At 66.0% G+C, this 13882-nt stretch carries 10 protein-coding genes and 1 pseudogene; 7 read left to right on the top strand and 4 right to left on the bottom strand.

Annotated features, from left to right (window positions below):
• Positions 1–380: 380 nt before the first annotated feature.
• The 6 genes and pseudogenes from J2X52_RS06320 to coaE form a co-directional block, all read left to right on the top strand.
• Positions 381–470 (top strand): annotated as a pseudogene (locus J2X52_RS06320) (prepilin-type N-terminal cleavage/methylation domain-containing protein); the annotation flags it as partial.
• A 556-nt stretch (positions 471–1026) separates the two neighbouring features.
• Positions 1027–1362: a prepilin-type N-terminal cleavage/methylation domain-containing protein gene (locus J2X52_RS06315; RefSeq protein ID WP_310150379.1), complete on the top strand. Its 336-nt coding sequence runs from the start codon at positions 1027–1029 to the stop codon at positions 1360–1362.
• A gap of 77 nt (positions 1363–1439) precedes the next feature.
• Complete coding sequence (gene pilB, locus J2X52_RS06310; protein WP_310150376.1) at positions 1440–3167, top strand: type IV-A pilus assembly ATPase PilB; 1728 nt, start codon at positions 1440–1442, stop codon at positions 3165–3167.
• A 142-nt stretch (positions 3168–3309) separates the two neighbouring features.
• Positions 3310–4587 carry a type II secretion system F family protein gene (locus tag J2X52_RS06305; protein WP_310150373.1) on the top strand — a complete coding sequence of 426 codons (1278 nt, stop codon included), beginning with the start codon at positions 3310–3312 and terminating at the stop codon, positions 4585–4587.
• Positions 4588–4590: 3 nt separating this feature from the next.
• The gene (locus J2X52_RS06300) at positions 4591–5454 is read left to right on the top strand and encodes an A24 family peptidase (RefSeq protein ID WP_310150370.1); all 864 of its coding nucleotides are present in this window, start codon (positions 4591–4593) and stop codon (positions 5452–5454) included.
• A gap of 13 nt (positions 5455–5467) precedes the next feature.
• On the top strand, positions 5468–6082 hold the full coding sequence (gene coaE / locus J2X52_RS06295) for a dephospho-CoA kinase (protein ID WP_310150367.1): 615 nt from the start codon (positions 5468–5470) through the stop codon (positions 6080–6082).
• A gap of 335 nt (positions 6083–6417) precedes the next feature.
• Here coaE and J2X52_RS06290 read toward each other — a convergent pair whose 3' ends face one another.
• The 3 genes from J2X52_RS06290 to J2X52_RS06280 all read right to left on the bottom strand — a co-directional run bounded on the left by J2X52_RS06290 (position 6418) and on the right by J2X52_RS06280 (position 12126).
• A complete protein-coding gene (locus tag J2X52_RS06290) occupies positions 6418–7365 on the bottom strand; it encodes a Nudix family hydrolase (protein WP_310150364.1) in 948 nt (315 codons plus the stop codon).
• A gap of 490 nt (positions 7366–7855) precedes the next feature.
• Positions 7856–10609: a preprotein translocase subunit SecA gene (gene secA / locus J2X52_RS06285; RefSeq protein WP_310150361.1), complete on the bottom strand. Its 2754-nt coding sequence runs from the start codon at positions 10607–10609 to the stop codon at positions 7856–7858.
• A 632-nt stretch (positions 10610–11241) separates the two neighbouring features.
• Positions 11242–12126 (bottom strand): M23 family metallopeptidase, encoded by an 885-nt coding sequence (locus tag J2X52_RS06280; protein ID WP_310151171.1) that lies wholly within the window; start codon positions 12124–12126, stop codon positions 11242–11244.
• Positions 12127–12161: 35 nt separating this feature from the next.
• Between J2X52_RS06280 and J2X52_RS06275 the strand changes: the two genes are divergently transcribed.
• Complete coding sequence (locus J2X52_RS06275) at positions 12162–12626, top strand: DUF721 domain-containing protein (RefSeq protein WP_310150358.1); 465 nt, start codon at positions 12162–12164, stop codon at positions 12624–12626.
• 213 nt (positions 12627–12839) lie between these two features.
• On the opposite strand, the gene lpxC is transcribed toward J2X52_RS06275, so the two are convergent.
• Positions 12840–13748, bottom strand: a complete 909-nt coding sequence (gene lpxC, locus J2X52_RS06270; RefSeq protein WP_310150355.1) for a UDP-3-O-acyl-N-acetylglucosamine deacetylase — start codon at positions 13746–13748, stop codon at positions 12840–12842.
• Positions 13749–13882: the final 134 nt, after the last annotated feature.

The following is a 13882-nucleotide window of genomic DNA, read 5'->3' as shown; positions in this document are numbered from 1 at the left end:
GCGACGAGGCTGTCCCAAGATTCCCCCATCGCCGCCCGCCCAAACCCGGGCCCCCTCGAAAGCGCATCTCCCGCAAATCGCCCCCGCACCTGAGCCGCCCCCGAACACGTCCCGCAACAGAACTGAAGACGTCTCCAACCCGGCCGATATCGATCCAAACGCCGTTTTGCGTCAATAAGTGACCTTTCGGGTCAATCCCGACCGCAGCCGCCGGCAACGCCCTTGCCTGAACAGATCGAAAGCCCTAGCTCGGCCGCCACAAGAAGTTGGCACGCCTTGTGCGTCACCCCCCTCGCACGTGCATGTCGCACGGCTGCCCACGGATCGGCACCAGCCGGGCCACGCGGCACGTGGAACCACTCACTCCTAGGGGATACACCATGAAGAATCAGAAGGGCTTCACCCTGATCGAACTGATGATCGTCGTTGCGATCATCGCGATCCTGGCCGCGATTGCGCTGCCGGCTTATAACAACTACCGCATCCGTGCTGCTGAAGGCGCTTGCCAAGCGGAAGCAAAGGCTTTCGTGAACTCTTACATTGCTGCGAATTTCTCGGAAATGGAGCTGCCGACGCAGCCGGCTCGGGCGTGTGTGACCGGCGCCACGAACATCGGCACGGGCACTGGCAGCGGCGGAGCTCTGGCTACCACTGCGACATTCCGTCCGCAGGAGCCGGGCCTGCGGACGACGGTCTGCACGTTGGCAGACGGCAACTGCGACCTTGGCGCAGCAGCAACCGATTAATCAGCGAAAAGGTATAGGCGAAGTCGGACTTCTCGCTTAGAACGCGACTGACCGCGCCCCTGACCCTCGAATTACAAAAGCCCCGCCTCGGCGGGGCTTTTGTTTTTAATGTGCCGGGTTATCGGGTGATCTTTCGCCCTAACTAGGCCCACCTCACCAGACCACTAACTGCACGCCAAATGACGTTAATGCGGCTTTTTCTAAGATCACGCTGCAGCAATTTGTCATTGGCCCGCTTGTTGCATCTCTTTTGATGACACACGCCCCGAAGACATACGCCATGCATCGCCATGCACGCGGTTTCACCCTGATCGAATTGATGATTGTCGTTGCCATCATCGCGGTGCTGGCCTCCATCGCCTTGCCGGCCTACAACCAGTACCAGGTACGCACCGCCGAGAGCGCCTGCCAGGCAGAGATGAAGCATTACGCCAACCTTGCCATGGTGCTCTTGCAGGATCAGGAGAGCGACGCGCCTGACCCAGCCCCCCGGAGTGCCTGCAGTGCAGCGGACGACGCCACGGCGCTGGACGTCGACATCACCGGCACACCCCGCTCGCCAGGCATACAGCAGACCCGCTGCAACATGACAAACGGCACCTGCGAGCTGCAGTGATATCCGCCCAGTGCGGCATGGTCACGCGGAATGACGTAGTACATTAGGCCCCGACGTTATCCGGGAGTCCTCGCGGCATGAATGCTGTGTCCACCGCCAACCTTGTCGGGATCACCGGCATCGTGCGCCGCCTTGTCTTGGACGGCGCGCTCGACGAAGCCACCGCGCGCGATGCGCTGGAAAAAGCCACCGCCGCGCGCAAGCAGGTGGCCGGCTACCTGCGCGAGCACAAGCTGGTCACCGCTGCACAGCTGGCCGCGGCGAATGCGATCGAGTTCGGCATGCCGCTGTTCGACCCGGCCACGATGGCACCGCAGGCGCATGCGGTGAAACTGGTCAGCGAGGAACTGCTGAACAAGCATGGGGTGCTGCCGCTGTTCAAGCGCGGTGGCCGGCTGTTTGTCGGCACCGCGGATCCCACCAATACCCAGGCGCTGGACGAGATCAAGTTCCACACCAATCTGACGGTGGAGCCGATCCTGGTCGACGAGGACAGCATCCGTCGGACCCTGGACATGTGGCTGCAAGCGAGCGACAGCTTCGAGGACGCGCTGGAGGATTCCGACGGCCTGGATTCGCTGGATGTCGGCAGCGACGAAGACGGCGGCGGCAAGCTGGAGAACGTGGTCGACGGCAAGGACGACACGCCGATCGTCAAGTTCGTCAACAAGGTGCTGGTGGATGCGATCAAGCGCGGCGCCTCGGACATCCATTTCGAGCCGTATGAGACCGACTACCGCGTGCGCCTGCGCGTGGACGGCATCCTCAAGCAGGTCGCCAAAAGCCCGGTCAAGCTCAACCAGCGCATCACCGCGCGCCTGAAGGTCATGGCGCAACTCGACATTGCCGAGAAGCGCATCCCGCAGGACGGGCGCATCAAGCTCAACCTGTCCAAGACCAAGCAGATCGACTTCCGCGTCAGCACGCTGCCCACGCTGTTCGGCGAGAAGGTGGTGCTGCGTATTCTCGATGCCAGCGCCGCCAAGCTGGGCATCGACAAGCTGGGTTACGAGCCCGAGCAGCAACAGCTGTTCCTCGATGCCATCCACAAGCCCTACGGCATGGTGCTGGTGACCGGCCCGACCGGCTCGGGCAAGACGGTGTCGCTGTACACGGCGCTGGGTATCCTCAACGATGAGACGCGCAACATCTCGACGGCGGAAGATCCGGTGGAAATCCGCCTGCCAGGCGTCAACCAGGTGCAGCAGAACAACAAGCGCGGCATGACCTTCGCTGCCGCGCTGCGCTCGTTCCTGCGCCAGGACCCGGACATCATCATGGTCGGCGAGATCCGCGATCTGGAGACCGCGGAAATCGCCATCAAGGCCGCGCAGACCGGCCACATGGTGCTCAGCACGCTGCACACCAACGATGCGCCGCAGACCATTGCCCGCCTGATGAACATGGGCATTGCGCCCTACAACATCACCAGCTCGGTGACGCTGGTCATTGCCCAGCGTCTGGCACGCCGGCTGTGCCCCAAGTGCAAGCGACGCGTCGACCTGCCCGACCATGCGCTGCTCAAGGAAGGCTTCACCGAGGACCAGGTGCGCGCCGGCATCGAGATGTATGAGGCCGTGGGCTGCGACGAATGCACCAATGGCTACAAGGGCCGCGTGGGTGTGTACCAGGTCATGCCGATGAGTGAGCAGATCCAGGAGATCATCCTGCAGGGCGGCAATGCGATCCAGATCGCCGAAGCCGCCCAGCGCGCCGGCGTCAGCGACCTGCGGCAATCCGCACTGCGCAAGGCGCAGCAGGGCCTGACCAGCCTGGCCGAGATCAACCGCGTCACCACCGACTGAGCGCCGGGCGGCACGCGCGTCGATTGCTGCCGGTTTCTGCGCGCGGTCACGCTCTGCCCGGCGGCCCTGACACTTCACGCGCCGAACGGCTACCATGCGAGCGACCATTCCGGCTGGGGAGCCGGTGCCCGGGGAATTCCTGATGTCGACCACACGCACCGCTGTCCGCAAGACCGCCGGCAGGCCCGCGAAGCCTGTCCGCGAACTGCCCGCGCTCGAGACCTTCATCTGGGAGGGCACCGACAAGCGCGGCATGACCATGAAGGGCGAGCAGCAGGCCAAGAACGCCAACCTGCTGCGCGCCGAACTGCGCCGCCAGGGCATCCAGCCCAAGACCGTCAAGGCCAAGGGCAAGCCGCTGTTCGGCGGTGCCGGCAAGACGATCACCGCCAAGGACATCGCGGTCTTCAGCCGTCAGATCGCCACGATGATGAAGTCCGGTGTGCCGATCGTGCAGTCGCTGGAGATCATCGGCAACGGCCAGCGCAACCCGCGCATGGGCAAGCTGGTCAACGACGTCCGCACCGATATCGAGGGCGGAGCGTCGATCTACGAGGCGCTGAGCAAGCATCCGGTGCAGTTCGACGAGCTCTACCGCAACCTGGTGCGCGCCGGCGAATCGGCCGGCGCACTGGAAACGGTGCTCGAGACGATCGCCAACTACAAGGAAAGCATCGAGACCATCAAGGGCAAGATCAAGAAGGCCCTGTTCTATCCGATCGCAGTGGTCGCGGTTGCCATCCTGGTGTGTGCGGTGCTGATGATCTTCGTGGTGCCGACCTTCCGCGATACGTTCAAGAGCTTCGGCACCGATTTGCCGGCGTTCACTGAGTTGATGTTCGCGATTTCCGACATCGTCGTCGGCTGGTGGTGGCTGATGGCAGTGGTCGCCATCGGCGGCGCGTTCGCGTTCATCGCCGCATTCAAGCGCTCGACCAAGCTGCAGCACGCGGTGGACCGGGCGATGCTGCGCATCCCGATCATCGGCAAGGTGCTGCACAACTCCGCCATCGCGCGTTTCGCGCGCACCCTCGGCGTGACCTTCAAGGCCGGCGTGCCACTGGTGGAGGCGCTGGATTCGGTGGCCGGCGCCACCGGCAGCGTGGTCTACGAGACGGCGGTGCTGCGCATGCGCGACGACGTGGCCGTGGGTTACCAGCTGAACCTGGCGATGAAGCAGACCGCGCTGTTCCCGCACATGGTGGTGCAGATGACCGCGATCGGCGAAGAGGCCGGCGCGCTCGACACCATGCTGTTCAAGGTGGCGGAGTTCTACGAGGAAGAGGTCAACAACGCGGTGGATACGATCTCGAGCCTGATCGAACCCTTCGTCATGGTGATCATCGGCACGCTGGTGGGCTCGATCGTCATCGCGATGTACCTGCCGATCTTCAAGATCGCGATGGCGGCAATGAGCTGACGGATGGCGTTTCTCGATCAGAACCCCGAACTCGGTTATCCGCTGGTCGCAGGCTTCGGCCTGCTGGTGGGCAGTTTTCTCAACGTCGTGATCCTGCGGCTGCCGCGGCGCATGGAGTGGCAGTGGAAGCGTGACTCGCGCGAGATCCTCGGCGAGCCGGAGCTCTACGATCCGCCGCCGCCGGGGATTGTCGTCGAGCGTTCGCACGACCCGGACACAGGCACGCCGCTGGCGTGGTGGGAGAACATTCCGGTCCTGAGTTACCTGATGCTGCGTGGGCGCTCGCGGCACAGCGGCAAGCGTATTTCACTGCAGTATCCGGCGGTCGAACTGCTGACGATGCTGCTGTTCGTGGCCTGCGTGTGGCGCTTCGGCTTCGGCTGGCAGGGCTTCGGCGCGCTGGTGCTGACCGGCTTTCTGATTGCGCTGTCCGGTATCGACGTGCGCACGCAGCTGCTCCCCGATTCGCTGACGCTGCCGCTGATGTGGCTGGGGTTGATCGCGAGCCTGGACAACCTCTACATGCCGGCCAAGCCCGCCCTGCTCGGCGCGGTGGTGGGCTATGCGAGCCTGTGGACGGTGTGGTGGCTGTTCAAGCAGGCCACCGGCAAGGAAGGCATGGGCCATGGCGACTTCAAGCTGCTGGCCGCCCTTGGCGCCTGGTGCGGACTGAGCGGGCTATTGCCGATCGTCCTGCTGTCGGCGGTGGCCGGCGCGATCATCGGCTCGATCATGCTGGCCGTGCAGGGCCGCGACCGCTCGACGCCGATCCCGTTCGGCCCGTATCTGGCCATCGCCGGCTGGGTGACCTTCATGTGGGGTCACGATCTGGTCGAGCGCTACAAGCAATTCGCCGGTCTCGGCTGACCCCTGCCTCGGCATGAGTGGGTTGATCATCGGCCTGACCGGCGGCATCGCCTCGGGCAAGACCGCGGCGACCCAGGCGTTCGAACGCCGCGGCATCGTGGTGGCCGATGCCGACCTGGCGGCGCGCGAGGCGGTGGCACCGGGCAGCGCGGGCCTGGCTGAGGTGGTCGAGGTGTTCGGCGTCGGCGCACTTGCGCAAGACGGGAGCCTCGACCGGGCCGCGATGCGGCGCCGGATCTTCGAAGCACCCGATGCCCGCGTGCAACTGGAAGCCATCATCCATCCACGGGTGCGCGAAGCGCTGCGTGCGGCCTGCGAGGCGGCGCCCGGCCCGTACGCGGTCGCGGCGATTCCGCTGCTGACCGAAGGTGGCCGCGCGGCGTATCCGTGGTTGCAGCGAGTGCTGGTGATCGACGTGCCGCGCGAACTTCAGTTGGCACGGCTGCTGGCACGCGACGGCATCGACGCCCTGCTCGCCGAGCGCATGGTGGCCGCCCAGGCCACGCGCGCTGCGCGCCTGGCGATTGCGGACGATGTGATCGTCAATGACGGCACGCTGGATGCGCTGGATGCGGCGGTAGAGGTGCTGGACAAGAAGTATCGCGGGATGGCGGCGGCGGGCTTGTAGGCCTCAGCGGGCCTCCGCCCGGCTTCAGCGGCGCCCGTCGCTCGCTTCGAATGTCATACCGCCTGGAGGCTCTGCGCCCCCACGCCAATCGCTTGGGATTCGGTGGCACGGCTTGGGGCGCAGCATGTCGGCAGGCGAGCGCCTGTAGATGCGCTGGTCGGTTCTGAAGAACGCGCACCGATACGTTCTGGGCGTGCCGTTTCGAGCCGCCTCACGGCTCGATCAGTCCGGTGTGCCGCGCATCGAACCGGGCGTCCGCGCGAGCGTCTGCCCTCACCCCAACCTCTCTCCCGGAGGGAGAGGGGCTCCGCAAGACTGCGCCTGCCCTTGCATGCTCAATCCGGCGCCCACAGGCTCCGGATCGCGGCGATGCCCTGGGCGCCGTGGCGGCGGGCCTCGGGAATATCGTCGGGGGTCATGCCACCGAGCGCGTAGATCGGCAGGGCCGAGGTCTCGCGCAGGCGTGCGAAGGCGGTCCAGCCGATACCCGGCGCGCCTGGATGACTCGCGGTTTCGGCCACCGGCCCCAGCACGACGAAGTCGCAGCCCAAACGCGCGGCGTGGGCGAGTTCCTCCGCGTCGTGGCAGGAGGCCGCGAGCAGCACCCCGTCCGGGACGGGGCGCCCCTCGCATGTGCGCAGCGAATCCGACCGCAGGTGGACCCCGACGCCCGCCGCAAGCGCGAGATCGACCGGGCCGTTGAACAGCAGCTGTGCATCGCGCCTGCGACAGCGGATGGCGGCCTGTTGCAGCAGGAGGTGCTGGCGCTCGACGGGCACGCCCGGCAGGCGCAGCTGGATGCGCCGGATCCCGCGGCGCAGGGCCTGCTCGAGTGCCTGCAGCCAGGGCGCGTCGTCGTCGCCGGGGGGTGGTGTCACCAGATAGCGATCGGGCGCCTGCAGCGCCGCGACGACCGGCAGGTCGGCAGGCGGCATCGAATAGCGGCTCAGCTTGCCGGGCGCGACCCATGCCAGCGCCTGCCCTTCGCGCCCCTTGGGCACGCCGTCCCAGTGCGTGACATGGCGGACATCGAGGCGCAGCCGCTTGCTCGGATACTGCTGCGGCACGGTCATCAGCGGCGGGCCGACGGTGACACGGATGCCGAGTTCCTCGTCCAGTTCGCGAATCAGCGCAGCTTCCGGCGTCTCGCCCGCTTCGCGCTTCCCGCCGGGAAATTCCCAGAGCCCCGGCATGTCGCGGTTGGGCGTACGACGCGACAGCAGGATCCGGCCGCGTTTGTCGGTAATGACGCCGGCGACGACTTCGATGACGCGTTCGCTCATGCCGCTCGGCACTCCGGACAGGGCAGTCAGGTTAGGCGGGGCGCGGGCGGTTTTCCAGCCATCGCGATGGTCAGATTCGCACCCGATGCGGTGGTCAGCCCGGGCGCCAAAAGTCCCAGGCAAGACTGGCTTGCAGGCATTCCGCGGGCGCCCCGCCCTCACCCGACGCGCTCTGCGCGTCGACCTCTCCCCGAGGGAGAGGTGTGATTACCGCAGTTGCTGGAAGACCGCCCAGTCGCCCTGAGCTTTGAGACTGTTGAGCCCCTCTCCCTCTGGGGTGAGCAGGCACGCTTGCGAGCCACTGGCTCGCGTGTCTACGAACGCCCTCGCGCCGGCGCGGGGGCCGGGGCGCGGAGCGGGCGTTGGGGTGAGGGTGCTCTACGCGAGAGGCTTACCCTCACCCGACGCGCTCTGCGCGTCGACCCCGGATCAAGTCCGGGGCAGGCTCTCTCCCGGAGGGAGAGGTGCAGGGAAACAAACTGATCGGAACTCAGTTCAACTGCCCATGGCAGTGCTTGAACTTCTTGCCGCTGCCGCAGGGACACGGATCGTTGCGGCCGACCTTGTCACCGTCGCGGACGATCGGCACCTGCGGGCCCTGCGCCGCGGCGGCCGCGCGGACCTCCTCGGCTTCCTCGTCGGCGCCGTAACCGCCAGCGTCGGCGTGCTGGAACTGCGCCTGGTTGAGCTTGGCTTCCACCTGACGGCGCTCTTCGGCTTCCAGCGCGGCGATCTCGTCTTCGCTACGCACGCGCACGCGCGCCAGCATCGTCACGACGTCGTGCTTCACCTTGTCGAGCATCTCGGAGAACAGCTCGAACGCCTCGCGCTTGTACTCCTGCTTCGGCTGCTTCTGCGCATAACCGCGCAGGTGGATGCCCTGGCGCAGGTAGTCCATGCGGCCCAGGTGTTCCTTCCAGCCCTGGTCCAGCACGTTGAGCATGATGTGCTTTTCGAGCATGCGCATCGTCTCGTCGCCGAGCGAGGCTTCCTTCTCGGCGAACAGGCGGTCGATTTCCTGCTGCACGCGTTCGGCGATCTGCTCGGCATCCAGCTCGTCGTTGGTCTTGACCATGTCGGTCAGCGGCAGGCGCAGGCCGAACTCGCGGTCGATCTCCGACTCCAGACCCGGCAGGTCCCACTGCTCGTCGATCGACTGCGGCGGCACGTAGCGGGCGACGATGCCGGCGATCACGTCGGCGCGGATGCCGTCCACGTTCTCCTGGATGCTCTCGGCGTCCAGCAGTTCGTCGCGCTGGCCGTAGATCACCTTGCGCTGGTCGTTGTTGACGTCGTCGAAGTCGAGCAGGTTCTTGCGGATGTCGAAGTTGTGCGCCTCGACCTTGCGCTGCGCGTTCGCGATCTGCTTGGTGACCAGCGGCGACTCGATGATGTCGTCTTCCTGCAGGCCCATGCGCGCCATGACCTTCTGCACCCAGTCGGCGGCGAAGATGCGCATCAGATTGTCTTCGAGCGACAGGTAGAAGCGGCTCGAACCCGGGTCGCCCTGGCGGCCCGAGCGGCCGCGCAGCTGGTTGTCGATACGCCGCGATTCGTGGCGCTCGGTGCCGATGATGTGCAGGCCGCCGGCCGCCTTGACCGCATCGTGACGCACCTGCCACTCGGCCTTGAGCCGCGCCTTCGTGGCCTCGTCGACCGGCGCACCGGTCTCGGCTTCGAGCGTCGCCAGCTCGGTTTCGAGCGAACCGCCGAGCACGATGTCGGTACCGCGGCCGGCCATGTTGGTCGCGATGGTCACCGCGCCCGGGCGACCGGCCTGGGCGATGATCGTCGCCTCGCGTTCGTGCTGCTTGGCGTTGAGCACTTCGTGATGGATGCCTTCCTTGCGCAGGTGCTCGGACAGCAGTTCCGACACTTCGATCGAGGTCGTGCCGACCAGCACCGGCTGGCCGCGTTCGTTGGCGGCCTGGATCTCGCGCGCGACCGCGCGGTACTTGCCCGGGCGGTTGAGGAACACCGCATCGGGCGCGTCCTTGCGGATCATCGGGCGATGGGTCGGGATCACCACGACTTCGAGCGAATAGATGCTTTCAAACTCGAAGGCTTCGGTATCCGCGGTACCGGTCATGCCCGAAAGCTTGCCGTACATGCGGAATAGATTCTGGAAGGTGATGCTGGCGAGCGTCTGGTTCTCGCGCTGCACCGGCACGCCTTCCTTCGCCTCGACCGCCTGGTGCAGGCCGTCGGACCAGCGCCGGCCCGGCAGCGTCCGGCCGGTGAACTCGTCGACGATGATGACTTCGCCGTCGCGGATGATGTAGTGGTCGTCGCGCTGGTAGATCGCGTGTGCGCGCAGGCCGGCGTTGAGGTGATGCACAACGTGGATGTTCTGCGGCGCGTACAGGCTGTCCTCTTCCCCGAGGATGCCGGCCTTGCGCAGCAGTTCTTCGGCGTGTTCCTGACCAGCCTCGGACAGATGGACCTGCTTGCCCTTCTCGTCGACCCAGAAGTCGCCGTCGCCGTCTTCGGTTTCCTGACGCACCAGCGACGGCACGATCCGGTTGACCTTGATGTAGAGCTCCGGCGAATCGTCGGCCGGGCCGGAGATGATCAGCGGCGTGCGCGCTTCGTCGATCAGGATCGAGTCGACCTCGTCGATGATCGCGTAGTTGAGGCCGCGCTGGTAACGATCGGCCTTCGACAGCGCCATGTTGTCGCGCAGGTAGTCGAAGCCGAACTCGTTGTTGGTGCCGTAAGTGATGTCGGCGCGGTAGGCATCGCGCTTGGCTTCGCCGTGCGGCATGCCCGGCCAGATCACGCCGACCGACAGGCCCAGCCAGTTGTAGAGCTTGCCCATCTGCGCGGCATCGCGGCGGGCCAGGTAATCGTTGACCGTGATGACGTGAACGCCCTTGCCCTCGAGTGCATTGAGGTAGGTCGGCAGCGTACCGACCAGGGTCTTGCCCTCACCGGTGCGCATCTCGGCGATCTTGCCCATGTGCAGCACCATGCCGCCGATCAGCTGCACGTCGTAGGGGCGCATGCCGAGCACGCGCTTGCTGGCTTCGCGGCACACCGCAAACGCTTCGGGCAGGATCTTGTCGAGCGTCTCGCCGTTGGCGACGCGGGCCTTGAACTCGGGGGTCTTGGCCTGCAGCTCGGCGTCGGACAGCGCCTCCATCTGCGGCTCGAGCGCGTTGATCTTCGCGACGATCTTCTCGAGCTGTTTGACGAAGCGGTCGTTGCGGCTACCGAAGACGCTGGTGAGCAGGCGATTGAGCATTGGAAGTCCGGGTTCTGAAGGCGGAACGCGGCCCGGGACGGTTTCCCCCGAATCCGCACACAAGAAAAAGGGCGCGAAGCGCCCTTCGATGGCAACACGCATTGTAGCTTGGGGAGCGCGGGGGTGTTTTCAAGCGGGACGGGGCGGAGCAGACGGGGGGGAGCAGACGGCGCGACGACCGCGCTGCGTCCTGGCGGGCGTGGCTCGCATGGACGTGCTGCCCTCACCCGACGCGCTAGGCTCATCAACCCCGGATCAAGTCCGGGGCAGGCTCTTTCCCGACGGGAGAGGTGAAAGTTCTCTGTGATCCGCAAGGGAGCCTTTAACCAAGCCAAGCGGGAGATCAGTGCTGGGCGCTTCAAGCCCCTCTCCCGCTGTGGTGAGAAGGCGCGCTTGCGCGCCTATGGCTCGCGTGCCTGCGAACGAACTCGCGTCAGCGCGAGGGCAGGGGCGCGGAGCGGAGGTTGGGGGTGAGGGCGAAGGTCGCCAAAAGCCCCACCCTCACCCGACGCGCTAGCCGCGTCGACCTCTCCCATAGGGACGAGGTGCCGATCCTCCAGCGACTGCGCGTTGGATCAGCGCAGAGGGGTATCGCTGCGCTCTCGCCATCCTACGCAAACGCAGCGATACCCTTACTGCCGGCTGACACCCATGTCGCCGAGGAACTTGCGCGGGTTCTGCACGCGGCCGTTCTCCCAGACTTCGAAGTGCACGTGGGCGCCGGTCGAGCGGCCGGTCGAGCCGGCCTTGGCGATTTCGTCACCGACGCGCACCAGATCGCCCACCTTCACCACGTTGCGTGAGTTGTGCGCGTAACGGGTCACGTAGCCGTTGCCGTGGTCCACCTCGACCACGTTGCCGTAGCCGCTGCGCACACCGGAATAGCTGACCACGCCATCGGCGACGGTCATCACGCGGTCGCCGGTGCGGGCGTCGAAGTCGATGCCCTTATGGAACTGGCCGCCGCGGCCGAACGGGTCGGCGCGATAGCCGTAGGACGAAGTCACGAAGCTGCTCGCAACCGGCGAGCGCGAAGGCAGGGCGTTGCGTTCGATGCGGCGATCGAACAGCAGGGCTTCGAGCACCGAGAGCTGTTGGCCGGAGCTGGCGAGGTCGCCGTCGAGTGCGTCCATGCCGCCGAGCAGCTTGCGCGCCGGCATGTCGCGCGCCGGTTCCGCACCACCTTGTCCAACCGGGCGGTCGAAATCGAATTCGCCGTCTTCGAGGCCCGCGCCGCGTGCGAGGCGGTCGCCGAGGGCATTGAGCCGGTTGGCCTGTGCCTGCAGTTCGCCCATGCGGGCAGCAAGCGCGTTGATCTCGCGCTGCGCTTCGCGGCGGGTGTCCTCGATGGCCCGCTCGTTCGCTGAGGCCACGCCGTGCATGCGCGCGATTTCGGCGGCATTGAGCGCAGCGCCGCCGCACAGGCTGGCGACCGCAACGGCGGTCATGACGGTGAGGGGTTTGCGGACTGCGAGTGCGCGGGCCTTGGCGGCCACCTGCGCGGCGCGGCCGCGCATATCATTCAACAACGTATCTAGAGTCATGCGTGCCAATGTCTGATTTCAGGTCCAGATTCAAGCCACCCCGCATCGGTGCATCCCGTACCGGGATTCCGACGGCCGCACTGGATGCGGCTCTGGGTGGTGCGTCGGCCGATCCGATCCGCCGGGCCATGTGGCTCGACGCGCTGGATCGCCGCCTCGTTCCCCTGTTGCCTCCGTCGCTGGCGCCACATGCGCGGCTGGCCAATGTCGACGGCAACAGGCTGGTCTTCCTCGTCGATTCGCCCATCTGGCACGCCAGGCTGCGCCTGTCGGCCGATGTGCTGCTCGACGCCGCCCGGTCCATCGGGCTGGATGTCAGCGACATCGTGATCAGGACCTCGACCCGGCCGCTGCGACCGGAGGTCGATGCAGGCCGCGCACGCCCGAAACCGCCGTCCGCCGTGGCCCGCAAGGCCGTGGCGGCCGCGCTGGCCTCGTTGCAACCGCCAGACGACGACAACGGGACGCGATGAGTCGGGTGATCCCTTCCCCCCTGGTCACCGACGTCGACGTCGGGTGAAGGGGTGCGGGCATCCTACCGACGCATCCACGGCAGGAAGTTAACTGAAAATTAAGGAATCAGAAATTTAAAGTTAAATTTTTGTTAGTTGCGCCGACGATGCTGAACCTTGCGGCGAGTTCGCTGCCGAAGTTCATTCACGATTTCCATAGGTGAACGCCGCAGGTCAGGCGATCGCAGGCGTGCCATAGGCGACCGGCGCGCGCGCGCTCTGGTCGAAGCTGACCTTCTCCCAGGCGTCGACCTCGGCCAGCAATGCGCGCACAAGCTTGTTGTTGAGTGCGTGGCCGGACTTGTAGCCGACGAAGCGGCCGAGGATCGGGTGGCCGGCCAGATAGAGATCGCCCACCGCGTCGAGAATCTTGTGGCGCACGAACTCGTTGGCGTAGCGCAGGCCGTCGTCATTGAGCACGCGGAACTCGTCGAGCACGATGGCGTTGTCCATCGAGCCGCCGAGGCCGAGGTTGCGCTCACGCATGTATTCGAGATCGCGCATGAAGCCGAAGGTGCGCGCGCGACTGACCTCGCGGATATAGGCCTCGGTCGAGAACTCGACTTCGGCGCGCGACTGCGCGAGCGGAATCGCCGGATGATCGAAGGCGATGGTGAAGTCGAGCTTGAAGCCGTCATAGGGCTCGAAGCGCGCGATCTTGTCGCCTTCGCGCACTTCCACCGGCTTGAGCACACGGATGAAACGCTTGGGCACCTCCTGCTCGACCACGCCGGCCGACTGCAGCAGGAACACGAAAGGACCGGACGAACCGTCCATGATCGGCACTTCGGCCGCGGACAGTTCGACATAGAGGTTGTCGACGCCCAGGCCCGCAAGCGCGGACATCAGGTGTTCGACGGTCTGCACCTTGGCGGGGCCGCAACTCAGGCCGGTGCACAGGGTGGTTTCGGTGACGAGGTTGCCGTCAGCCGGAATTTCGACCACGGGGTCCAGGTCGACACGGCGGAACACGATGCCGGTATCGGGCGCTGCCGGACGCAGGGTCAGGAACACTTTCTCGCCGCTGTGCAGGCCGACGCCTGTCGCGCGGATCACGTTCTTGATGGTGCGTTGGCGGGGCATGGGGGAGTCCGCAGGGAGGAAGGATCCGCGTGTCCGTCATCGGACTGTCATCGGAACCGGGGGGCAGATTATCACGGCACCGCCTGAACCTGAACGAAAGTGTGGTGCTGCATCGAGACGCTGGACGCGTGCGG

Source organism: Luteimonas sp. 3794, from assembly GCF_031456825.1.
In the GTDB taxonomy this organism is placed as follows: domain Bacteria; phylum Pseudomonadota; class Gammaproteobacteria; order Xanthomonadales; family Xanthomonadaceae; genus Luteimonas.
This window is presented reverse-complemented; position numbering and strand designations above follow the sequence as displayed.